Below are 26,887 nucleotides of genomic sequence, written 5' to 3' on the forward strand. Positions count from 1 at the left end.
ATGTGCATTAGTTGTTGCTTTACGAAATTACCTTTATCTCAGGAGTGAAGCAAGTTAATATAGGGTATGATATGTTAAAATTTACCCAAAGATAGTTTGAGTTATTTTAAAAAATTATTTAAACATAATGAAATTAAAAAAAAATGGTTCTATATGATTTGTTATGGTTAACTGGTGTAACCTTCTTATTCCATTTTAGCTTACTCTTTAGCTTCTACTATTGCTACTTTTTTCTACAGGTAAAAAAGAGTAACCAAAACCTAAAGGTCGTGGTTAAGCCGTAGAGGTACTGCATCTTCCCCAAACAAGCTATAATCCGTGCACGTTCGGCACTCTTGGTAATTCCAAATGCATTAACTGGGTTGAATGGAAAATTATCAGGGTGAATGGTTTTCTGTTTCGAAAGTTGACTTTTGATTTATTTTTATTTTCAAATTATTTCATATTACATTATAAAGTATTCGTTTTATTTCCTTTTTTTGTAGGGTACTGAGCTTATAAATAAAAATTAATTTCATGAAGTCGATCATTACCTCGGTGTTTTGTGCGCTTGTCTGCGTGACACAGCTATCTGCCCAAAACAGGAAAGCCGACCCGATATTTGAAAATCCCAACGTCCAAGCGGAAAACCGGTTGCCGATGCGCAGTTCTTATTTTCCTTATGAAAATGAAGCGTTGGCCGAAAAAGGTGAAAAAGCTGCTTCTGAGCGTTTTTTTGACCTCAACGGAACTTGGAAATTCCTTTGGATTGACCATTATTCGAAACTTCCTGATGGTTTTTATGAGGTTTCGTTTGACGATGCCTCTTGGGATGATTTTCAAGTGCCTGCAAACTGGGAGTTCAATGGGTATGGTACACCGATATATGTAAACCATCCTTTTGAGTTTGCCGTGGATAATCCAAACCCTCCTTATATTGAAAATGAGAAAAATCCAGTAGGTGTTTACCGCCGCAGGATTGCCTTGCCGGATGGTTGGGAAGACCAGCAAGTCTTTATCCATTTGGGAGCGGTCAAAGCGGCATTCAGGTTATATGTAAATGGAGAATATGTGGGAATGGGGGAAGACAGTAAGCTGGAGTCAGAGTTTGAATTGACCGATTATGTGCAGGACGGCGAAAACCTGATCACCATAGAAGTGAGAAGATGGCATGATGGATCTTACCTGGAGGCGCAAGACTTTTGGCGTATTTCAGGGATAGAGCGGGATGTTTACCTCTACAGCCGTCCGAAAGTGCATTTTTATGACCTGTTCGTAAAAAGTCCTTTGACCAATAGTTATAGGGATGGTAAGTTAAATGTGACCGTTGATCTTTGGAATCGTACTGATGAAGCGCAAGGGGGAAATACGGTTTCCGCAAAACTTTTTGATCCTGAAGGGAATGTGATCTTCGAAAAAGAGCAGAAGACCATTGGTCTGAAGCGTAAGCTAGGTAAGACGGTCTTGAATTTTACCACTGAAATACCCAGTGTCAAGGCTTGGTCCGCGGAAATTCCGACACTATACCAGCTGGAACTGACCTTGGCCAATGCAGCGGGAGAACCCCTTGAGATCATCCGCCAAAATGTAGGTTTTAGGACGTATGAAATCGTAGGAAACCAGTTTTTAGTGAATGGAAAAGCGGTACTCTTTAAGGGGGTAAACCGTCACGAATCCCATCCGGAGACGCACCATGTGATCACGAAAGAGCAGATGGAAACTGATGTCCGGATCATGAAAGAGCTGAATATGAATGCAGTCCGCCTTTCACATTATCCCAATGATCCTTACTGGTATGAGCTATGCGACCAATATGGTTTTTATGTGATCGATGAGGCCAATATCGAATCGCACGGGATGTATTACAGTCCGGAGCGTTCATTGGGCAATGCCCCAGAGTGGCTGTACGCCCATATGCTGAGAATCAAAAGAATGGTGTTCCGGGACAAAAACCACCCCTCTGTAGTCGCTTGGAGCATGGGAAATGAAGCAGGGAATGGCTATAACTTTTATAAAGCCTACGAGTGGATCAAAGCTTACGATCCTTCGCGACCAGTGCAGTACGAGCGTTCGACATATGAATGGAATACCGATATTATCGTCCCTCAGTATCCGCATCCAAAATCCATGATCAGGTACGCAGAAAGCAATCCTCCAAGGCCGTATATCATGAGTGAATATGCCCATGCCATGGGGAATAGTATGGGGAATTTCCGAGAATATTGGGAGGTGATCAAGGCGTACCCGATGCTTCAGGGTGGATACATTTGGGACTGGGTAGATCAAGGAATTTACCTGGAGAAAGATGGGAAAAAGATTTTTGGTTATGGTGGCGATTGGGGGCCCGAAGGGACGCCTAGCGATGATAACTTCTTGATCAATGGGGTGATCATGCCGGACAGAAGGTGGAACCCACATGCCTATGAAGTGAGAAGGGTGCATCAAGAGGTTACTTTTGAATTGACTGCCAATGACCGTTTGGAGATATTTAACGAGTACTTCTTTAGGGACCTTTCCAATTACACATTTGAGGCGATCTTGCTAAAGGACGGTGAGGAGGTCAAGCGCGCCGCCATCGGTTCGTTTGCGCTGGCGCCAAGGCAGCATACTACAGTGGAACTTCCTTTTGAACTGACCCGGGAAGAGAGTGCCGAATACCGTTTGCAAGTAAAAGGTAAGATCATCGAAGAAGAGGGAAGGATGGCGCCAGGTACGCTATTGGCGGAGGAGGAATTTGCCTTGACAGATCCTGTGTTGATGACATTTGAGCCTGTCCGGGCAGCACTCGAGGTGAGTGAAGAATCCGGCAAGTTGCTGATTGGCAATAAGAACTTCAGTGTTTATTTCGATACTTCTACAGGGCGTTTTCATGATTATATGGTTGGGAAGGAAACGTTGATTGTGGACGGTCCCTCCTTGTCCCTTTTCCGGCCACTTGTGGATAATGACTTTGGTGGTGGTCGTGGGAGCAAACTGGACTATCAGCATGGAAATGTGACGTCGCTTAAAAGTTTGGAGCACCAAGCTGCAGCGGACGGGACCTATCAGGTGACAGTTACGTACGAAGTGCTTGGAGGGGATGCTGCTTTTACTCAAGTGTATAGTTTTGACAACACCGGTAAAATCAAAGTGGACAATGATTTTAAAGCCTTAAAAGGAGAGCACGATTATCTGTTGAAGATCGGAAACGACCTGAAGCTCCCCGGTAAGCTTGATCATTTTAAATGGTATGGTAGAGGGCCGTGGGAAAGCTATTCAGATCGAAAGTACAGTGCCCAGGTGGGGCTTTACGAAGGCAGTGTTCTGGAGCAATACCATCCCTATGTCAGGCCGCAGGAGTCTGGCAATAAAACCGACGTTCGTTGGGCTTCTGTCAGTAGGTCCCAAAAGGAGGGTGTGACGATCTATGCAGTGGATGATCTGCTGAACGTGAGCGCACTTCCATACGGAATTGACCAGCTGTATCCAGGCAAGGAAAAGCAAAACATCCATAGTGGCGAACTGGAGCCAAATGGTTTCACCAATTTGCATGTGGACCTGGTCCAAACCGGTGTGGCGGGAATCAATAGCTGGGGATCCATTGCGCTGGAAGAATATAGGGTCGCTTTTGAGGATTATGCCTATAGTTACGTGATTGCACCGTTTTAATTAAATCGTTAAGAAATACTAAAATAAAACCCAATATGATGAGTATTAAAAGATTGTTGCCAATGGCCGTTCTGGGAGTATTATTGGCCTGTGAGTCTTCAGGACTTCAGGAGGTAGCCAAGGAATTCCAAGTGACGACCAAAATCCCGATAGGAGGCAATTCATATTTGACAGCCGGTAAAGGGTTAAAAGTGACCCGGAATGGCGTGCAGGACTGGACTTCTGAGGAAGCGGTTTTGAGTACCTATTTTAAAATGGAAAGGCCACAGCAGGTTTTTTTGCAACTGGTGTTGGATGGAAAATCGTCATGTACATTTGAGGTAACAGCAGCTGGACAACGTAAGGGTGTTACGGTTTCTGCAGAGGGTTCCGATACGGTGAGTGTGGGGACATTTGATCTAGGGCAGGGGTATGTGAATGTAGATATTAAAGGTAAAGCAAAGGAAGGGGCACATTTTCCCTCCGTTGAATCCCTTTTGGTGAACGTGAAGGAAGAGGCGCCAATTGTCTTTGTGAAAGATAATGAAAGCAACCGCTATTATTGGGGGCGAAGAGGGCCATCCGTTCACTTAAGCTATACCTTACCGGGTGATAAGGACTTTAAGTGGTTTTACAATGAAATTACCGTTCCTGAGGGTGAAGATCCGAATGGCTCCTATTATATGGCCAATGGTTTTGGAGAAGGTTATTTCGGGATACAAGCCAATTCAGATGATGAGCGCAGGGTGCTGTTTTCCGTTTGGAGCCCCTTTCATACGGATAACCCTGATGAAATCCCTGAGGATCAGCAGATCAAGCTGCTGAAAAAGGGAGACGGTGTTTATACAGGTGAATTTGGAAACGAGGGATCTGGTGGACAGAGCTATTGGAAATACAAGTGGATCACGGGAAATACCTACAGGTTCCTAAATTCCGTGGAGCCTGACGGGAAGGGCAATACCATTTATACGGCCTATTTCTATGCGCCAGAGCTAGGTGAGTGGAAGTTGATTGCCAGTTTTCTGAGACCTCAGACCGACACGTGGTATAAGCGGCCACATTCTTTTTTGGAGAATTTTATCGACAGCAATGGATATATTGGGAGAAAGGCTTTTTATCATGACCAGTGGGCAATGGATGTGCAAGGTAATTGGGTAGAGCTTACGGAGGCGAAGTTTACGGGGGATGATATTGCCAATAGAGGCTATAGAATGGATTATGCTGGGGGAGAAGAAGCGGGAAGGTTCTTCTTGCGCAATGGTGGTTTTTTCGATGCGTTTGAAGCGCTTAACAGTATGCACCAACGAGCCCCAACCCATAATTCTCCAGAAGTGGATGTGAACAGTTTGCCTTAACAGCAAAAAAAGTAAAGTTTTCAAAAGAGCCTATGCGTTTTAAATGTATAGGCTCTTTTTTTTTGGTGGTCGTTGATGGTAAGACCAAAAGCTACTTTTTGGAGACGGTGGATTGCGGGTTTGAGGTTAATATTATTCTTTAAAAATCTTTTCGTAAGTAATTTTCTTTTGTTTTCTAATTTTATCTGTATAATGTGATCCATATTTATTGATTCGAAATATTTATTTGTTACATTTAGGATGGTAATGAAACAAATAGAAAAGAAAGTGAAGGTGGTTTGCGTTTTTCTTTCTGGTATTTGTTTAACCCAATGGTTGAAAAGTACTATTTCTGTCATGGGTGTACATTGAAATGGGACCTTCAGAAAGCAAGGGGTATCCTGGTCAGTGAAATCGCCTCTAACCCAGTGTTGTTGCTTCATTCAGGTGATAAAGGGTCGGATCGAGCAGGGTCGAGGTGCTGTGTCTAGCCCTTGATTCCGCTCAGGCGGACATCTCTAAATTGATGGCTTAATAGCGATTTCCTTGGTGTCCCGGTATGATTTAGCATTAAACCCAAGTACTAACGATAACAAGAATGAGTAGGAGCCCCAGGAGGCTTGGAGTCTGGGGATCTGTAAACTGTTTACCAACACAAATCGAAAATTATGATGAAAAAACTACTTACCAGATTAGGGTGGGTAGCCTTAGGAAGTTTTTCCCTATCGGCGACCGCATTCCCGGTAAGTGCCAGTCCCTTAAAGGGAGAGGTGCTGAAAATTGACAGCTATGAGGGCAGCAATTTTGCAGAGGAAGCAGAAATAGATATTCAAGGAACCGTTTCGGATTCTTCGGGAGAGCCGCTTTTGGGAGTGAGTATCTTGGTGAAAGGTACCACCAAAGGAACCATTACCGATATGGACGGTAATTTTATACTAAAGGATATTCCAGAAGACGCTGTGCTTCAAGTATCGTTTATTGGTTTTAAGAGCCAAGAGGTCACGGTAGGAGGCAGCAGCCAATTGGAGATTGTTTTAAAAGAGGATACGCAAGGATTGGAGGAAGTGGTGGTTACCGGTTATACTTCCCAAAAGCGGGAAAACCTCACCGGTTCGGTAGCCATTGTGGACGGAGATAAACTCCAGGACATTACTTCTCCAAATGTCGGGAACATGCTGCAAGGTAAGCTGGCAGGTGTCGATGTAAGTGCTTCATCTGGGGCCCCGGGATCACTTCCCAAAATTAGAATAAGGGGTAAGAATTCCATTCGGTCTTCGGTAAATCCTATTTGGGTAGTGGACGGTGTGATTTGGCACGGTACGCCAAATATCAACCCTGCAGATATCGAGAGCATTTCCGTTTTGAAAGATGCGGCATCTGCAGCATTGTACGGTTCTCGCGGGGCGAATGGTGTGGTAGTCGTCACCACCAAAACCGCTCAGGGAGCAAATACCAGTACTATTAATGTAAGTGCCAAGACGGGGGTTTCTCTCTTCAATACGGGCGGATTTGAGATTTCCAATAGCCAAGAAATGTATGACTTGTGGGGTCAGTTTCCAAATGAAAGTGCGATTCCCGATTATTACAACGAATCACTTCTTGACACGGATACGGATTGGTTGGATATCGGTACGCAAGCGGGGACTGTTCAGGACTATAACCTGAGCTATACAGGTACCGCCGATAAGACCAGGGTTTTTGCTACGGGCAATTATTTTAAAGAAGAGGGTTCGGTGAAAGGCTATACATACGAGCGAATGACCGGTCGAGTGAATTTTGAATATGATATTTCACCAAAATTCACCATCAAACCAAAACTCGCGGCCACCTATATCAATACCGAAAACAGACAGCACAGCATTTATGATATGTACCGCAACCTTCCTTGGGACAATCCCTATGGAGAGGATGGCAAGCCGGTAAATCCGCAAGAAGGGGACGTGACCTGGTATGGCAGGGACAATAGCAATTATCTCTACGACCTCCAATGGAACTACTCTACTGGCGATACAGTAAATGTGATGGCCAATGTGGATTTTCAGTATGATATTACGGAAAATTTATCCTTTATCTCTACCAATAACATCACTTATTATGAAGCAGAGACCTTTTCGTACACGGATCCTCGCTCCAATAGTGGACTGGCGGACAATGGACGCTTGTATAATGGGATAGGTAAAAGAACCACGCGATTTACCAATCAAATGTTATCGTATAATAAGACCATTGATGACCATACAATCAGTGCTTTGATAGCCTACGAGTATAATGATTACGTCTATAACAGTCTAAGCGCCACAGGTAAGGGGATTGTGCCTGGTGCATCGATCATTAGCAGTACTTCCGAGCCCACGACGATAGGAGGGACCAAAAATGATTATGCATTCCAGTCTTACCTCTTCAATGCCAATTACGGATACAAAGGCAAGTATAATGCACAAGTTTCTTTCAGGCGCGATGGGGCTTCGCGTTTTGGGGCAAATAACAAATATGGAAACTTTTTTGCGATCAGTGGATCCTGGAATATTAATAGAGAGGAATTCTTCAATAGCCAGGCGTTTGATTATTTAAGGTTAAAAGCATCCTATGGTGGTGTAGGAAATACACCTAATTCATTGTATCCACAGTACGAGCTTTATTCCCTCAATGCCCAATATAATGGTGATCCGGCGGCCGTAGCTTCTACGCTTGGCAATGATGACCTGACATGGGAAAAAACATACGATACCAATATTGGAGTGGAGTTTGGCCTGTGGAGCAGGCTGACCGGTGTGCTGGAAGTCTATAACAAAAGCACCAGTGGGCTGCTTCACTTTGTGCCCCTTCCAGATGTGTCAGGATATACGGGATATTTTGACAATATCGGTGGTGTAAGAAACAGGGGGATTGAGTTTACCTTGGGGGCTGATGTGCTGAACACTGCATCAGGTTTTAACTGGCGATTGGATTTTAATATCGGCAAAAACGACAATGAGATCACGGAACTTTATGGCGGAAAGAGCCAAATTTCAGGAAATACGATCATTGAAGAAGGTGAAAATATCGATACCTGGTACATGAGAAAGTGGGCCGGTGTAAATCCAGAGGACGGTACACCGCAGTGGGAGCAGGTAGATCCTGCAACTGGGGAAACCACCATTACAGGATCATACTCAGCAGCGACCCTTCAAAAAGTGGGGACTTCCACACCGGATTTCTTCGGTGGTCTAAGCTCCAGTATGGAATACAAGGGAGTGTATCTAAACGCTACTTTTGCTTATTCTGAAGGGGCAATGGTTTATCAATCGGCTCGAGAGCTGTTTGACAGCGATGGCGCATATCCTACTTATAATTTCATGAGGTTACAGGATGGCTGGTCCAGATGGTCACCTGACAATCCAAATGCCACACATCCACAGCCTATATATGGAGGGAACAATAATGCGCACAAAACCTCTTCCCGATATTTGGAAGATGCGAGCTATTTGAGAATGCGTAATGTGACCTTGGGATATACCATTCCTTCCCAAATTACAGATTCCTGGAAGATTGGAAGCCTGAGTGCTTATTTCTCGGCAGACAACTTGATTACGATCACCGATTACTCTGGTTTGGATCCTGAAGCAGCCGTAAATGGGGATACCTCATCTCCTTACCCACTTCCTAGACGCCTTACCTTCGGTGTAAATCTTTCTTTCTGATCTAAAAAGTTACGAAATTATGAAATACCTAAATAAAAAATACTGGATTGGGCTGGCTGTGCTCACCCTTTCTGCCTGTAATATAGATAGAAGTCCATACGATTCCATTACTTCCGATGACTTGGCCAATTCAGAAACAAGTGCCCAGTCGGTAACCTTGGGAAACTACAGTAGAATGAAAGGATGGAGCGACAATTGGCACCGCCTTTTTGAATATCCTTCGGACAATGTGGCCCTAAGTGGGACGACTACGGATCCGCTGTTTTTCACCTATAATTACCAGCGTATTCCCAATGGCTCCCGTGTGGCAGGTTTCTGGAGAAGCTCTTACCAGATCATTGTGGGGACCAATAAGGTGATCGAAGCGGTAGAGGAAGGAGCGTCAGATGCAGATGATCAGCTATTGGCTGAAAACTATTATATCAGGGCATTGATGCACTATCAGTTGGTGAATATTTTTGGCCGGCCTTATGTACAAGGCAGGGACAATGAAGGTGTACCGTTAAAGCTGGATGGTGATCCTGAGAGCATTCCTGTGCGATCCACCGTTGGGGAGGTTTATGATCAAGTGGAGTCGGATCTGCTACGCGCTGCATCCCTCTTTACGGAAGACAAATCCAATGTGTATGCTACACAAGAAGCTGCATGGGCACTGCTGTCAAGACTCTATCTTTACATGGAAGATAATGCCAAGGCCATTGAATTTGCCGATAGGGTAATTGATTCAGGGAAGTTTGGTTTGGTGGCGACCGAGCGGCTATCTGACTACACCAAGCTGGCTCCAGAGTCAAACTCAGAGACAATCTTTGCGATCAAGTTTATACCGGATGCTGATTATGCGAGCAATGGGTGGTACACCGTGGGCTCTTTGTATGCCAATATTCAAGGTACTGGATGGGGTGAGATGTACGCTTCCAGAAGATACTTGGAAATGGTCAGGGAATATCCTGAAGACCAGCGATACAATTTCATCAAGCCCGTGGTGGTGGACGAAAGCATTACTTGGGCCCTATACGTAGATGATACCTTTTCGTATAAATGGAAAGAAGTGACTGCCTCTGGAGATGACTATGTGTACACTGAAGACGGTCAACAAAAGATGTTGGCGAAAGAAAGCGACGGCCATGGTGGCTACCACTATTTTATCGAAACAGCAGAAGGTACCAAGCGGGTTTTGATTGATAATAAGTTGGATGTACGAAATGGTTTTCCTAAATATTATGTCCTTAAGTGTTCTGGTCAAGAAGATCAGGTACACCTTTGGTCTCCTGTCATATCTAGATTGGCAGAAATGTACCTGAATAGGGCAGAAGCCAATGCCAAACTAGGAAATGATGCCGCGGCATTAGAAGATGTAAACACGATCAGGTCCAGGGCGGGCATTCCAGATATCGGACTGCACACGATGGCAAATCTGGGAGACAAGTCTGTATTGGACGTGGTTTTGGAAGAGCGTCAGCTGGAATTGGCCTATGAAGGGCATCGGAAAATGGATGTTTTCAGAAACGACAGGACAATGAATCGCGAGTATCCAGGTACTCACTTGTCTGGAACCAGCCCGATCTATACCATTCCTGCAAATGATAATGCTGTGATAGAATATTTGCCAGAAGGACAATTGCTCATACATGAAGGATTGACACAAAATCCTTGATGGTAAGAATTAGCCAAATGAAGAGCCACCCGCTAAAACGGGTGGCTTTTTGTTTGCCCAGCCATCTGATGATACTTTTGGTGGGGACACAAACTTTCCCTGATGAGACAGTTGGTACTGGTCTGCTACTGTGCGGTGCGTTATAGAGATTTATGTTATTGTTTTTATTAAATATAATCCATAAGTGAATCTTCTAAATTTTTTTGGTTCTATATGATTTACTATGGGTAGCTATTACTTTGCATGTCAAATTCTAGCTTGCCTTTCATCTTGTTGCCTTGTTACTTTTTTCCTTCAGGTGAAAAACGTAACCAAAAAAACCCGCTGCGGTGAGCTATATGACTAAAATCAAAGCCAGCACTCACGCAGGCAAACTCCTCTATTTGTGCAGCATACCAATTTTTTGTACTGATTCACGTCAAACAAGCCTGCGCTTTTTCCAGCCCACTTCTTTGATTTCTTAACGTCAAATACCTCAAGGCAGAATAGAAAATTGCCCACTGAAAAGGAACATGAATCAACATTAATTTAACCGGAATAATATCTTTACCCACTATAATCCATATAGAGCCATTTTTTTCAGTCCGATGGAGACTAGTACACTGATATTTATACCGAAATGTTCTCTATTCATATCCATGATTGTAGCAGGAGGCACCCGGCAACCAATGCCGTTTAGTTAGTATGTACCTGGAAATATTGGTTCTATTGTTTTTCTGCTAAGTTCCAAGATGGTTTTCATCACTTTACTTTGTCACTTTTTTGCTTCAGGTCAAAAAAGTAACCAAAAAAAACCGCCGCTACGCCACGGCGCACATGTGTGCATCTATTGGCCTAAAATTAAAACCTTCCCTCATGCAGGCAAACTCCTCCTTTTCTAGTAGCCAACATTCTTTTTGGCTAGTATTTCGTCAAACAAGCCTGCCTTCTTGCCCACCCGCTTTTTAATTTCTTAACGCCCAATACCTGCAAGGCGGATCCATTTTGTACATATTTTAAAAGGCCATGGCATGGATTAAAGTAATAACGCTCTCAATGGACGATCCGTATTGGAAAATCTTCTTAACTAAACGGCATTGACCCGGCAACCCATAAGAAGGGGGATCTCCATGAAGGATCGCCCGCACTTAGAGATGTTGCTTGCTTCTTTTTAGGGCGGTTGTCTTAGGATTGGTGCGATGGGTTTTGAAGTTAAAATGACAAGAAACAGGTGAATTATGGCATATTTTCACCATGCTGTATCATATAAATATTTTTAATAATAATTGATTTTTTTGTGGTTAATTTTGATAAGTGTATGAGTCGGTAATTGGTCTTTTTAGTAAGGGTATTTACTGCTTATATAGACTTTTGGGTGCTTTTTTAACGTGATTTGGTGTTTTGTCCTAATTATATAACGTGATGAGTATCCAATTATTTACTGAGGGGTGTTTTTATTAACAATATATAATATATGTAAAGTTATATTTTGTTGTTCTGCCGCTAGGATATGGTGGTAAATAATACGCCTTCAGTCGTGAAGAGAGAAACATAAGACCTTTACAATTATTAAACGATTTTAATTTTATGGCATCGATTTTTACCAAACCAATAACGTGTAGGGACGTTACGGTTTTATTTCTACTACTTCTGCTATCCTTCCACGGATTATATGGGCAGGGGACTAAAATAGTAGCAGATGAAGTGACCCATTTCAGCCCAAATGTTCCTGCAGGACTTTTGGATTTTCCTCCATATGATAAACACACAGTAGAAAATCCAGAGAATGCAACGGTGGATGACGAACATTTCGGTCGACTACTGGCCAGTCCGGGACTGCTTGCGGGGCTCGGATCGTATCATGGAGAGTTGGAATTAAAATACCCCCTTACCATTCCTGCCAATACCACTACTTATGTCCGGGTGGATGGAAGCAGTGGTTTGTTTAATTTACTGCTAGGTGGAAGCTTGGGCAATTTACTAGGTGACGTGCTTAGTTTGGTGGCCCTAGGGGAGCAGGAGTTCACGATCATCGCTCGTAATGGAAATACAGAAGTGTTTTCGAGGAGTACTGACCAAGGCTTCAATATTGAGAGAGCTAGGGTAATCACAGGAGCTGATGGAAACTTTTACATTGCCATTACGCCCGATGCTGAATATGATAGGGTCTTCATAGAAAATGGGTCCTTATCCCTAATCGGATTAGGGGATGAGGTAAACTTGGATGTGTTTACTGCCTATACTTACGAGTCTGCCAGTATCTGCGGAAACCCAGTCGGTACCTCATATGATGTGAGCGGGGTAAACCTCGATCTGCTGAATTTGTCCGGCTCTGCTGCGGATGATCTTCATCTTGCCATTGATGGTGACGAAAGTACGTTTACCGCTCTCAGTCCGGGTGTTTTGAGCATTGCCGGAGTATTGGAGCAACACTTTTACTTTGATGGCATAGGCAAAGATACCGATGAAGTAATGGTGACATTCAGCGCCGATCCGGATGTTTTGGATGTCAATTTACTAGGAAACATAGAACTGGTGGCTTACAATGGTGATACCGAGGTGGGCCGTCAGGATTTAGAAAATCTAGGCAGTGAATTACTAGGGATTGCGCAGTTGGACTTATTGGGTTTATTGGCAGATGGGGAAACCGTTACCTTTACGATGACGCCTGGGGCTGCCTTTGACCGGTTTGAGATAGAAGTGAGCACATTGCTGGATCTTGGGACATCCCAGAGCTTAAGGGTACATGAAGTCACCCGTACGCCAGGCCGTCCTGTGATCGATGGCGTGGATGATGAGCAAAACATGTTGGTTTGTGCTGGTGAAGATGTGACGCTGAATGCAGCAGTGGCCAGTGGAGACCAAATAAAATGGTACGATGCACCTATTGGCGGCAATTTATTGCATACTGGTGCCAGTTTTAATATTGGTGAAATAGGTGGTAAGTCCACGTATTATGCATCTACTGTACGACCGGGCTGTGCAGAAGCGTCCATTCGTGTACCGGCTACAGTAGATATCAATAAAAATCCAAGGATTTCATTAAACGGATCGGCGGTTTATACCATGGCTGTAGGGGAGTCATTTTTCCTTCCCGCCGCGACAGCTGTCAATGAGGACGGCAGCGATGTCCCCGTCACATGGACGGGCTTGGAAGGTGCACCATTTACCGCACCGAACATTGCAGGGCAATTTACCCAAGGCGGTCGATATGTATATCGCGTATCGGCAACCGGGGCTGAATGTACCAATTTTGTCGATGTGGTCGTGAACGTCTTTGATCCTGAAGGATGTCCGCCGGTTTACAATAGAAGGTACGCCACTAGTGCCGAGGATTTTACTACCAGTAGTCTGTTAGGCTTGCAGCTTGGCTCGGTCAGCAGTACGGAATTGGCAGCAGGAAGTAACATGCAGGATTACTCCGAGCTATTGGAGACAGTAGGTACCAGCCTATTGGGACTGACAGGAGAAACTTCCCAAACAATTCGCTGGAATACCATGGTGCCTGCTGGTACGCCGGTTTCCATCAAGTTGGGCAGAGAATATGGTGCTGCCGGTGTAGCTGGAGGAATCTACGTTCAGGCGGTGGATGGTGATCCGGTGAACGGGGATGAACTTTTGGGCATTCGCCAAGTCGCCGATGCCAACCTCGTATCTGCCGTAAATGGCATTAATGAATTTGTCTATACATTTATCCCTGTGGACGCCAATGGTGTTCCAGTGCCTTACAATGCTGTGAAAATCTCTTTGGCCTCCTTGCTAAATGCTGTTCAGCAAGTAAGGGTATATGGAGCTTATTATCATGAGACCAGTACTACACTAGAGAGTTGCACTTTTGGAGCGTTGGACTATTTGGCTGGTTTTGAATCGATTATTGGCGGGTTGGATGTGGCCAGTGGATTGACATCAGTAACCGATCCAGCATTGGCTTTTGATAATGATGAAAGCACTTATGCGGTCATGAACAATGCCGTTGGTGTCAATGTCAGCACCAAGTTGGATGTGACCTTTGCTGCTCCGGCGATTGCAGGCGACTCTGTATTTATAAAAGTTGGTGCGGCGACAGGACTGTTGGATCTGACCTTATTGGAAGGATATACTATACAGCGCTATCTGGGCAATCAGGAAGTCGGTGAGCCTTTGGAAGTGGGGTCAAGCCTTCTTGAGCTGCGTTTGCTGGAGGGTGATACCGAACAGGCATTGACCTTTATCAATGACACGCCTTTTGACCGGATTAAAATCCTCACAGGTGGAGTGGTGGAGGCCATCGATAACCTTCGTGTATATGAAATAAAGCTCATCCCTCTGAGTGAGTTGGATGGAGAGCAGCACGATGATACTACAGGAAAGGATTATATAGAGATTTGTCCAGGGGATATTATCGAATTACCAGATGCCAGTTGTGATCAAATCAAATTCTATACTGATGAGACTGGAGATACCGCGCTCACTACAGATGAAATAGCTGCTTGGGCACCAGGTACCGTGCAGACAGTTTATTTGCAGACCGTGCGATTTGGCTGTGAAGATGGAATCGATAGAAGGCCAATCGAAATCCGAGTAAAGGAATCTTCGGGAGATCTGTTGGAAAATATCTTGGTAAATGGGATCGATGCAGGAGCATTTTGCCCTTCTTCTGAGCCGGTTACCTTGGAAGCCAGCTTGATTTCCGGTGCGCCATCCAGTGTGGATTATCAGTGGTTTGTGGACAATGCCGGTACCCCAGAGCCACTTTCTGATGAGACCAATGCTAGCGTAGAACTGTCAGGTCTTACAGCTGGCGATTATACCTATTATTTGTCACTTTCTGCAGATGGTTTCTGTACACCAGGTCCTATTGCGGTGGATTTTACCATCAATAGAAACGCTACTGATGACGACATCAACATCGACGACCTCACACAATGTGTGGGCGTGCCAGCGATGTTGTCCCCATCCAGCGGTATAGCAAACCCTGTATTTACGTGGTACTACGATGCTGCTAAAACCGCTCCTATTACCGATGGGGACACAGATGGCGGAATATCCTATGCCATAAATGCGGATGGCGAGCTGACCATTACAGGAATAGCTGATGGTTCCAGTGAAGTAGTTTATGTGACGGTTACTGGTGATGAGGTTTGTGAAAATATAGAAGGCAAGAAAGTGACTGCTACTGTATCCGATAACCTACCTGCACCTACGTTCAGCGTCGCTGATGTGAGTCTGTGTGGAACAGGACAAGACGCCGAATTTGAAGTGACCAACTCGGCGGGAGGATTTACATATACGGTATATGATGCCGCGACTGGAGGTACGGAAGTAACTTCAGGAGTCAGTATAACAAATAATATTATTACCATTAGCGATGTGGCTGCTGGTGCATCTTATTGGGTTGCCGTAAGTGGTGCCGGAGGCTGTGTCGGTACCATCAGGAGTGAGATCAGCGTGACTGTTCTGCCAATTGCGGATGAATCCGATCTGGAAGTGATCGGCGCTCCGATTTGCGAAGGACAGACCACCACATTGTCAGCTTCAAGTGCTACCGTAACCAATCCGATTTTCAGGTGGTACAGTGATGCAGACCTGACCAATTTGATCCATGAAGGCTTTGAATACGAAGTTTCACCTGCTTCGACTACCACCTATTATGTGACGGTTCAGGGAGATGGTATTTGTGAAAACCTTCCTGGAACAGCCACTGCAGCAACATTGACGGTAAACGAAGTGCCAGATGTACCAGGCGTTTCCGGGGATGTAAGCATCTCGGAAGGCTTTGGCACGATGCTAAGCGCATCAGTAGGTGACCCCGCTCCGGCAAATGTGGAAATTGTTTGGTACGATGAAGCAGGAAATGAACTGGCCACTGGTGCCTCGTACAATACCGGGCCGTTGAGCCAAGGGACCTATACATTCTATGCTCAAGCCAGAAATTCGGCATCCGGCTGTACATCAGCGGGCAGAGGAGAGGTGACCGTCACCGTAGGCCCTCCAAATCCAATTGAGGATTGTACGATTGCCAATGCACAGACCAATGGCACCGACCCGATATGTGTGCTTTGTTCCGTGGAAGACCCCAATAATGCGGTGGACGGCAACCCCAATACCTACGCCAGGTTTATAGCGCCGGCTTCAGTATCTGGAGGTGTTTGGCAAGAGCTTAAGTTTCCATCCAATGGCACTGCAGGCGATACCATCATCGTGACCATCGGCAGTGGTGGATCATTGATCGATCTTGATTTGCTGAGCGGGCTACGATTTGAAACATACAATGGACAAACTTCCAATAGCGATGGTGGAGTAGTGGATGATAATGTCATTGATTTAAGGCTTTTAGAAGGACAAGAAGATAAAGCCGAGATTGTATTTGCGGCAGGTGGTAATTTTGATCGCGTCCGGATAAGCTATATGCCATTGGCAGGGATCCTGAACAGTGGATGGAGAGTGTATCAGGCACAGACCAATTATTCCTCACCCACATCGATCAGTTCTGGCACAGAAGTATGCGCTGGCGATATGGCCACACTTTCCGCAACGGCAAGTGATGGAACGACTTTGAGGTGGTATGATACGGCTACTGGTGGCACTATGCTAGAAGAGGGAGCGTCCTACACCACAGGAGCGTTGATGACGCCTGGTACTGTAACGTATTATTTGGCTGTGGTGAAAGGTACGTGCGAGGATCCCGAAAGAATCCCAGTGGATGTATTGGTGAAACCAAGTCCTACAGCTGCAGATATAGCCGTGTCAGGAAATGAGAATCCTGTATGCGCTGACGTGCCCGTGGTATTGACGCCTTCAGTGGCCCCTGGCAGCACGTTAGTGACTGGTGCGGGTGCCTTTAGCTGGTACTTGGATGCTGCCCGCACCATGCCGATCGAGGATGGTGATGTGGATGGAGGCATTAGCTATGCTATTGACGCTAATGGTGTGCTGACCATTACAGGCCTAAGTGGCGCCGATAGTCCTTACCGTTATTACGTAAGCGTAGTGGGAGATAATGGATGCGAAAATGCTCCAGATATGCTCAAAGAAGTACCTGTTGAAATCAACCGCAACGCTACGGATGCTGATATTGGGTTAGCCGATGAAATCACCCAATGTGTGGGCACGCCTGTGACCTTGACGCCAAGCACTGATGTGGCTGATCCAGTATTCAGTTGGTATTTGGATGAAGCCAAGACCATGCCGATAAATGATGGAGACAGCGATGGAAGCGTGACCTATAGCATTGCTCCTAGTGGAGCCTTGACGATCGAGGGAATTGCCGAGAACAGTAGTGAGATGTTCTATGTCACCGTAAGCGGAAGGGACGTATGTGAGAATATTGCAGGGAAAGGGGTCAATGTCAGGACCTCAAATACGCTCGACAAGCCAGTCCTTAACATGGCTGACATGGTAGTGTGTGGCACAGGCAATGATGCGATTTTTGAAGTCACCAATTTTGCCGGTGGATTGACTTATAAATTATTTGATGCTGAAATAGGTGGAAATGAGGTGACGGATGGAATTTCTATTGTCGATAATATCATCAGCCTGGAAAATGTCAGCGCCGATGCTACCTACTGGGTAGAAGTAAACGGTAATTCGGGATGCACCGGTAGTGAAAGAACCAGCATATCGGTAACCGTAAATGCGGTGGGAACTCCAGAAGATATAGATGCGGCTGATGCGACCATTTGTGCCGGAGATACTTATACGTTGAGTGCTGGTACCAGCACAGTGGAGAGTCCGGTATTTACATGGTACACCGATGCAGCCCTGAACAATGTGGTGACTGATCTAACGGTATCACCGTCGAGTACAAGGATGTATTATGTAACCGTAAGTGGAGATGGCGTATGTGAAAATCCTCCCGGAGAAGCCAAGGCCGTTACCATTACGGTAAATAGAAATGCTGTAAAAGCAGATATAGATGCCGATGGAGGGACGATTTGTGCAGGAGATACGTTTACACTTTCTGCTACCAGTACAACAATCCAAGACCCTGTGTTTACTTGGTTTACTGATGCCGCGTTGACGATGGTAGTCTCAGACCCAGAAGTAATGCCGGCCGCTACCAAGAACTATTACGTGGCCGTAAGTGGAGATGGTGTATGCGCCAGTAACACTGATAATGCGGTCATGGTGACCGTGACAGTAAATAGAAATGCTACCGCTTCTGATATTCAGGCTGATGACGCCACCATTTGTGAAGGGGATAGCCATACCTTGAATGCGAGCAGTACTACGGTCGATGATCCGGTATTTACGTGGTATTCAGATGCAGAATTGACAAATGAACTGACCGATCCTACCGTTAGTCCCGAAGTGACGACTACTTATTATGTGGCCGTGAGCGGTGATGGCGTCTGTGCCAATAAGCCAGGACAAGGAAAAGCAGTGACCGTCACGGTGAATAGAGGGGCTACTGCGGATGATATCGAGGCTAGCGGAGCGACGATCTGTGCGGGTGAAAGTTTTACCCTTGAAGCGACAAGCACGATCAGTAATGCTTCCTTTACATGGTACAGTGATGCAGCCTTGACCAACCCGATCAGCGACCTGGAAGTTTCGCCAGCGAGTACCACTACTTATTATGTGACCGTTACGGGTGATGATGTGTGCGAAAATACATCTGGTAGCGCCAAAGCTGTAACCGTGACGGTCAATAGGATCGGTACCGCCTCAGACATTCAGGCAGAAGGAACTACGATCTGTACCGGCGAAAGTTATACACTTACCGCCAGCAGCAGTATCGAAAATGCTACATTCACATGGTATGCAGATGAAGACCTTACCGATGAAATCACCGATGCAGAGGTAAACCCTTCAGTGACGACTACTTATTATGTGACCGTCAGTGGTACCGGGGTTTGTGAAAATAACCCTGGCACTGCCAAAGCAGTAACCGTCGTGGTGAATAGAAACGCCACCGCTGATGATATCGAGGCCGATGGCGGGACTGTATGTCCTGGCGGCAGCTTCACCCTTACTGCCAACAGCAGCGTGCCCGGCTCAGTATTTACCTGGTATGCAGATGCTGATCTGACGATGGAGCTGGAAGATATGGAGGTAATGCCTACCGCCACTACAACATATTATGTAACAGTTCAGGGTGACGGTGTTTGTGAGAACAGACCTGGAGATGCCTTGTCAATAACTGTAACCGTCAATACAGTTCCCACTCCGACTACCGACATGACTACCCAGACCTTCTGTGGTACCGGTGGAGGTACGATCGCAGACCTACAGGTAAATGAAGCAAGCATTGTTTGGTACGATGCCGCTACTGGCGGAACCCAACTGAATCCATCCGATGCACTCATGGAAGGCATGACTTATTATGCCGCCCAGGTGGATGTCAATACGGGATGTGAGAGTGTCGAAAGATTGGCGATCATGGTTGAGGATTGTGCCCACTTGGAAGTGACCAAAACAGCAGAACTGCCAACCGTTGTGGTCGGACAGATGTTTAATTACACCATTGCCATTACGAATTCAGGAGCAGTTCCCGCCCAAAATGTGGTGGTAACCGATGATGTGCCTGCTGAGCTACAGGTCTTGGAAGCTTCTCATGAAGGTGCCGTTTCGGGTAACAATGTCACTTGGACAATTGCTGAAATTGGAGCAGGTGAGACCTTGGAGCTGACACTTGGTGTGATGGCATTGACAGAAAGCCAAGGGGTAGTAAACAGTGTCACCGCGGATAGTGATAATTCCGATCCAGACGATGACGACTCTGATCCTACGACCATCCTAAGCGATGATGTTGACTTGGCAATGGACAAAACAGTGTCCGCACCAGTGATTGAGATCGGTCAGGAATTTACTTACATCCTTACCGTGACCAATAAAACGGCCACACCAGCACTGAATGTGACCTTGACAGATTATATGCCAGATCAGGTGAGGTATTTGGGATCCAATGCTCCTGCGGATATAATTGAAAATTACGACGCTAATTCTGGGGAGTTGACCTTCACTATTCCTGAAATACCAGGAGAGACCGTGGTAGAGATCATGCTTCGTGTAGAGGCACGGGACCGCGGCTTGGTGACCAACTCAGCCACAGTGGAAACAGCGGATCAAATCGATCGTTTCGAGGGCGATAATACCGCTACCATTAGTCACGATCAGTTGAAAGTCACTATACCTAATGTGTTCTCTCCAAATGGTGACGGCATCAATGATACTTGGGAGATCGAAGGATTGACGGAGCTATATCCTGACAATGAGATCATCGTGGTCAATCGATGGGGTGGGGAAGTGTTCAAGACTTCCAACTACAACAATGATTGGGATGGTGGATCCCTTGACGAAGGAACCTACTACTACAGGGTGATCATCAGGGATGGAGATTCAGGAAGAGAAACCGAGTTTACAGGATACGTAACCATTTTAAGATAAAGAATCGATGAAAAGCTTAAAATACATCTTGATCGTAGCGGGGATAATTTTTACTTGCTTGGATGCAAAGGCCCAGCAGGCTCCCGTTTTCAGTCAGTATATGTTTAACCCCTTGTTCTTGAACCCTGCCTATGCAGGGTACAAGCAACAAATATACCTTCAGAGTTATTACAGGAAACAGTGGACAAGTGTACCGGGAAGCCCGGAGACATTTGCCATCTCCGGTGATGGATTGATTACCGATACCAATGTCGGGATCGGTGGTCATATCATGGTGGATCGTTTGGGTGCGCAGAAAACCACCGGTGGATATGCCAATACAGCCTATCACCTTAGGGTCTCCAATGAAGGTTATTTAAGTTTTGGACTTGGTGCCGGGCTAGTGAATACCAGCTTGGATGGAGCCATGCTAAATCCGATGGATCCTTCGGATCCGTCGGTCTCCACTGGTAACGAAAGGGTCCTTTACCCTGATCTCAGGGCGGGGTTATTTTACTATAACCCAAAATTCTATGCTGGGCTGTCCGCTGACAACTTGTTTTCTTCCAGTTTTAATTTTGACAATGGAGCCGTGCTGGTACAGCCTTCTTCCAACCTGTACCTGACAGCAGGAACCATCATCGATGTGTCCTATAATGTGGCCATAAAGCCCTCCATACTTTATGCAGAGGACTTTAACGGGCCTTCTAGGTTGGATTTGAATGCATTTGTGCTGTTGGGTGAAAAATTGTGGGTAGGAGCTTCCTATCGAACATCGGTAAACCTCCAAGGAGAGGAGTTTCAAGGGGAAACCAAACGACCGGTATCCGTGGTGGGCTTAGTAGAGTTTTATGTGAATGACCGCCTCAGGATTGGGTATGCTTACGATCACAATGTATCGGGATTCAGTACCAAGGCCTTTTCTACACATGATTTCTCTGTGGGGTATTTGTTCCCGCCAAAACGCGTGAAATTAGTTTCTCCAAGATATTTTTAATTCAGATATATGATGAAAAGAACTACCTACTATTTTCTTACGGTATTGATATTGGCAGGGGTCTGTTCATGTTCCAGCTTGAAAAACAGGGACCTGATCAAGGGCGACCAGCAGTATGAAATGCTTAATTATGCCGTGGCAGTAAATCACTATAAAATAGCTTGGGAAAGAACAGAACTTCCGGAAGTAGCAAGAGGGTTGGCAAGATCCTATTTTGAGATGCGGGAGTTTGACCTGGCTGAATCATGGTATGCAAGGCTGGACAGGGAAGACCAACTTTCCAATCAGGACAGGCTTGATTTTGCCAAGGCACTCATTGCCAATTCCAAGTTTGATGAAGCGCGGATGCAACTGATCAAGTACAACCGCTCTGAGGCCACCGAAGTAAGCCAAGATGAAATCAATAACTTACTCGAAACGGTAAAAGAGGCCAAATCCCTGCTCAATGCATCCAAGGATGTGCGCATGACCAATCTTCAGGATGTGAATTCCCCTTTTGCTGATTTTGGTGCTTTTATCAAGGATAGCACTTTGGTTTTTGCCAGTGACCGAATGGACCAAGATCCTGATAAAATGAAAGTGGATCAGTACAATGCCCTGAGGAGTGATATTTATGGATGGACTGGAAACGGTTATTTGAGCGTCTATGAAGCCACGGGGGACTGGGACAATTACGACGTGGATACGGTCATCAAGTTGGATAAGTATAAGAGTGACCATCACAGTGGTCCTGTATTCGAGACGGAGAGCATGGTGTTTTGGGTAAAGGCCGGTAAACCCGGCAATAAACAAAAGGGTGATAATATAAACAAGAAGAACTATACGCTCTATCCGCAGGTGTTTTATAAAATAAAGAGAGATACCGTTTGGGGAGCACTCAAAGGGCTGCCTTTCAACAATCCCTATGAGTATTCTGTAAGTGATCCGTTTTGGGATGAAAAGGAAGAGCGGCTTTATTTTTCATCAGATAAGCCAGGAGGGCATGGCAAGGCGGACATTTATTACAGCAAGTATATGGGCGAGGACAAATGGTCCGAGCCGATTAATCTTGGAGATGAGATCAACACCTTTGGAGATGAACGGACACCATTTGTGGATAAGGACGGACAGCTTTATTTTTCCTCGGATGGTCGAAAAGGGCTCGGCGGATTGGATGTTTTCATGAGCAAACCCAATGGCAATCATTGGCAACAGCCAGAAAACCAAGGAACACCGATAAACTCCACCCGTGACGATTTTGCCTATTTTATCAATCCCGAAATTCCTGACAGGGGAGTGCTTTCTTCTGATCGTCAAGGCGGTGAAGGATGGGATGATGTGTATGCCTTTGTACTGGACATAAACTCTAAAATTTTTCTGAGCGGTACCGTAAAGGACAAAGAATCCCTTGAGCCACTTCCCAATGCCGTGGTGGTGCTGTCCGATAAAAGCACTGGAACCGAATTTACCTATGTGACTGATGAAAAAGGGGAATATAGCTTCCAGCTGAATGAAGAGACCGTTTACGATGTCGAGGGCAAAAAGACCGACTACATTACCGCAGAGATCAAAGGGCTGAGCACAAAAGGGATCAGGTTGTTTGCCGATAGCACCATTGTCCGGGACCTGTATCTGGATAAAATCGAGATAGGCAAAACCATCGAGCTGGAGAATATTTACTATGATTTTGACAAGTGGGAGATTCGGCCGGACGCGGCGTTGGAGCTGGATAAGCTGGTCAAAATCCTGGAAGACAATCCAACCATGAAAATTGAGCTGAATTCCCATACAGATAGCCGTGGATCAGATTCCTATAACCAAACCCTTTCTGAAAAACGTGCCCAATCAGCAGTGGATTACATCATTTCCAGAGGTGTGTCCCGGGTGCGGATTGAGGCAAAAGGCTATGGGGAGTCGAGATTGCTGAATGAGTGTGACGATGGAGTAGAGTGTACCGATGAGCAGCATCAAGATAATCGTCGCACGGAATTTACGATCGTGGATTATTAAGGAGAGAAGTTTTTTCAAATAAAACTTTCAACTAGGAGGGATGAGTTCGGTAGTAGTTAATAATACCCTTCACGTTAATTTTTTAGGTGCCAAGACTGCCCGCAGGGCGGTCTTGGCCTTTTTTTGCTTGTGTTTTATCTGGCCTGCCGAGGTCAAGGGGCAGAAGGTTTATGCAGATAATTATATAAGAAAGAGTAATAATGTCCCTGCGGGATGGTGGGATTTATTACCTCCATATAATAAAAAAACAGTATTAAATGAAAACGGGGCGGCTAATGGAGGTGATGAACAATTTGCAACATTACTATCTAGTGCAGGTCTCATTTTAGACATAGGCGCTTATAGTGGGTATGTTGAAATCCAGTATGATGAGATTGTTCCTGCCAATACCCCGACTTATATCAGAGTGGATGGAGATGAGGGATTACTTGAACAATTATTAGGAGGGACGCTGGGTGAGCTTTTGAGTGGGGTGGCCGGCAGCATCTTGGGAAAGCAAATAATCAAAGTGGAAGCAAAGGATTCAAATGGGGTTCTGCTATTTGCTCAAAGCACACTAGGTGGGCTTGGATCTGCTGATCTTAAAATGGTCAAGGATAGAAATGGTTATTACCACTTAATGTTTACCCCAGACGTACCATATCAAAGGCTAAGAATCACCAATCTAGCGACGGCTTTAGCTGGTCTGGGTATTGAGTTTTACTTTGATGTGTATGAAGCTTTCTATTATGATGAAGCATGCAATTATGCTCCCGAATTTATCTCTTACGATGGCAGAGGGATTAACTTGGATGCGTTAAACTTAGGAGGAGGAATCGTGGAGCATCCTGAAAATGCCATTGATGATGATCCGGCCACGGCATCTTCAGTGAGTCCAGGCTTATTGAACGTCCTTGGGAGTTCTACACAGCAGTTTTATTTCACACAAGCTTCCGCTCCTACAGACGAGGTGATGGTGACATTGAGTGGAGACCCTTCTCTAGTGGACATAGAATTGTTGAGCAATGTTTCTTTTAAAGCTTTTAATGGAGATTCGCAGGTATTTGAGCAGGATTTGGGAGCTTTGTCAGCAGAACTGTTGGGCTTGATCAAGCTGGACCTGCTGGGACTTCTTGGGGATGGAGAGGCGGTGACCTTTCCAGTTTCGCCGGGTGTTCCATTTGATCGGTTTGAGATCAGTGTGGGCTCTTTTTTGGATGTCGATGTGGGGGAAGCCCTGAATGTCCACGAGGTGCAACGCACTGTAGGTATGCCGGATTTTGGCGGGGTGACAGGTAACAATTATTCCATTTGCGAAGGACAGCCCCTGAGTGTATCACCGCAAAGCTATGGAGGAGCCTCTCTCCGCTGGTATGAAGCACAAGAGGGAGGTACTCCCATTGGCACCACCGAAAGCTTGGATATTGATGAAGTGACAGAAGATAAAACCTATTACGTATCCAGTGTGGATGAATGCAGCGGGGAGGAAATAGAGTCCGCCAGGGTAGCGGTGGAGGTGGATGCATTGGCTGTTCCGGCACAGGAGGATTATGAGGCACTTCCCAGTCAGGCGACATATGGTGAAGGCGAAGTGGTGGTTTTGGGACCAAACTTGGAATTAAGTGCCGGTATAGAGAACCCACAGTTTAGCTGGTCTTTGGAGCCAGATGGCGTACCCACGATCACGGATGAATTGGTCGTGGATAAGGGGGGGCATACCGTGACTTACCGTTTACGGCCGGATGGGGCGTTGGAGATCGAAGGGCTTCTTCCAGAAGAAGAAATCGATGAAGTTTACTTGATCTTACAAAATGGTGATACGGGATGTAGCGCCATCGAAGCAGTAGAGCAGGTGTTTGTTATCCTGCCGGTCAGCTGGTTACGGTTTGAGGGTTATGCGAAGGAGAATGGAAATTATTTGAACTGGGAGTTTAGTGCTCAGAATCCCCTGATGCAGTTGATTGTCCAGCGAGCTGGTCCAGGACTCGAGTGGTACAAAATAGGGGAGATTAGCCTGTCAAGTGACCACATTTTTGGAGGGGTATTTGATTTTCCGGACGAAGCACCTGCTTCTGGCATAAACTTCTATCGGATCAAAGCGGTACAGCTCAATGGTAAGGAAAATTATTCCACTGTAATGCGGTTGGATAGCGAGATTGAAAGGCAGCAGGAATTTAGCATTTTTCCAAACCCCGTCATGGATATTCCTGTATTGCGAAACCACAGCCCAAAGAAGTTTGATCATATTACGGTACAGGTCGTCAGCCAAAGCGGTGCTGTGGTGGATCGTTTTACTTTAGACCAATTGCTTCCGGGGCAGGCTAAAAAACTCTATCAAGGCAAGTCGCTCAAGCCTGGGGGGTATGTTTACCTGATCTATACCCAAGGACATGCCCAGCAGATAAAAGTGATATGGTAGCCCGAAGTGAGGGGCGTATTTTAGCGGGTGACTTGGTTTAGTCTGGAAAGGATATTTTGGTAGTAATTTCTGCCTACGGGAATCGATTGTTCTTTGATGATGATTTCTTTGGAATTGAGGGCGTCTATTTTGTCGAGGTTAACGATAAATGCCTTGTTTACTTTACAGAAAAGCATGGAGGGGAGTTTTTGGAGAACATCCTTGAGGATATTTCTCAGGGTATAGACTGTGTTATCGCCTGTGCTGATATGCGTATATGAACCATCGGCCTTGATCCAATCGATATCTTTTATGGCGATTTTTTTCAAATAGCCTTTGTCCCGGATAAATAAAGAGCCTTTGATGATTTTATCGTGCAGGATAAGTTCCGAGACCTTGTCGGTATTTTTGGTTTCGTAGTTGCTAATGGCCAGTGTCAGTGTGGTAATCAAGGTGTCCTTTGAAAAAGGTTTGACGATATATCCGTCGGGTGATACTTCTTTTACCTTATTTAAGGTTTCTTTATCCGTAGAGCTTGTAAAAAAGACCACCGGGATGTTGAATTTATTCCGAATGTTATGTGCAATGTCGATTCCATTGCTATTGCCCTTAAGGTGAATGTCCAAAAGGACTGCTGCGGGGAACTTTTCAAACAAGGTGTCTTCGATTTTTTCGTCTGAATCCAGGATATCGCAAACCTCAAACCCTTCAGCTTCCAACAAGTCTTGGGTATTGTCGGCCAATTCAAGGTTATCCTCTACGATCAGTATCTGCGTTTTCATGTTTTAACTACTTATATTCCTCCAAATTGTGTCAATAATACGTAGAATTTCGGGTAAATAATACGAGATTTGCCTAAAAAAGAAAAAAATATAATGAGATATTGTTGTAATATTTTCAATACGTAATAATCGCAAGCTTTAT

The 26,887-nt window shown here is 45.4% G+C and carries 9 protein-coding genes; 8 read left to right on the forward strand and 1 reads right to left on the reverse strand.

The annotated features are described in order from the left end of the window. Positions 1-516: 516 nt before the first annotated feature. From FDP09_RS09770 to FDP09_RS09805, 8 genes are all read left to right on the forward strand, one after another. A complete protein-coding gene (locus FDP09_RS09770; RefSeq protein WP_137402490.1) occupies positions 517-3,627 on the forward strand; it encodes a glycoside hydrolase family 2 TIM barrel-domain containing protein in 3,111 nt (1,036 codons plus the stop codon). Between the two features lie 35 nt (positions 3,628-3,662). Beyond that, the gene (locus FDP09_RS09775; RefSeq protein WP_137402491.1) at positions 3,663-4,961 is read left to right on the forward strand and encodes a DUF3472 domain-containing protein; all 1,299 of its coding nucleotides are present in this window, start codon (positions 3,663-3,665) and stop codon (positions 4,959-4,961) included. A 647-nt stretch (positions 4,962-5,608) separates the two neighbouring features. Further along, a complete protein-coding gene (locus FDP09_RS09780; RefSeq protein WP_229683280.1) occupies positions 5,609-8,620 on the forward strand; it encodes a SusC/RagA family TonB-linked outer membrane protein in 3,012 nt (1,003 codons plus the stop codon). A 19-nt stretch (positions 8,621-8,639) separates the two neighbouring features. Next, positions 8,640-10,274: a RagB/SusD family nutrient uptake outer membrane protein gene (locus FDP09_RS09785; RefSeq protein WP_137402492.1), complete on the forward strand. Its 1,635-nt coding sequence runs from the start codon at positions 8,640-8,642 to the stop codon at positions 10,272-10,274. 1,566 nt (positions 10,275-11,840) lie between these two features. After that, on the forward strand, positions 11,841-20,621 hold the full coding sequence (locus FDP09_RS09790) for an Ig-like domain-containing protein (protein WP_137402493.1): 8,781 nt from the start codon (positions 11,841-11,843) through the stop codon (positions 20,619-20,621). A 7-nt stretch (positions 20,622-20,628) separates the two neighbouring features. Further along, positions 20,629-21,597: a PorP/SprF family type IX secretion system membrane protein gene (locus FDP09_RS09795; protein ID WP_137402494.1), complete on the forward strand. Its 969-nt coding sequence runs from the start codon at positions 20,629-20,631 to the stop codon at positions 21,595-21,597. Between the two features lie 9 nt (positions 21,598-21,606). Then, positions 21,607-23,586 (forward strand): OmpA family protein, encoded by a 1,980-nt coding sequence (locus tag FDP09_RS24250; protein WP_137402495.1) that lies wholly within the window; start codon positions 21,607-21,609, stop codon positions 23,584-23,586. A 40-nt stretch (positions 23,587-23,626) separates the two neighbouring features. Beyond that, positions 23,627-25,984, forward strand: coding sequence for an immunoglobulin domain-containing protein (locus FDP09_RS09805; RefSeq protein WP_137402496.1), 2,358 nt, complete (start codon positions 23,627-23,629; stop codon positions 25,982-25,984). Between the two features lie 20 nt (positions 25,985-26,004). On the opposite strand, the gene FDP09_RS09810 is transcribed toward FDP09_RS09805, so the two are convergent. Continuing rightward, positions 26,005-26,745 (reverse strand): LytR/AlgR family response regulator transcription factor, encoded by a 741-nt coding sequence (locus FDP09_RS09810; RefSeq protein WP_137402497.1) that lies wholly within the window; start codon positions 26,743-26,745, stop codon positions 26,005-26,007. Positions 26,746-26,887: the final 142 nt, after the last annotated feature.

Origin of the sequence: Echinicola rosea, from assembly GCF_005281475.1 — a bacterium.
Taxonomy (GTDB): Bacteria; Bacteroidota; Bacteroidia; order Cytophagales; family Cyclobacteriaceae; genus Echinicola; species Echinicola rosea.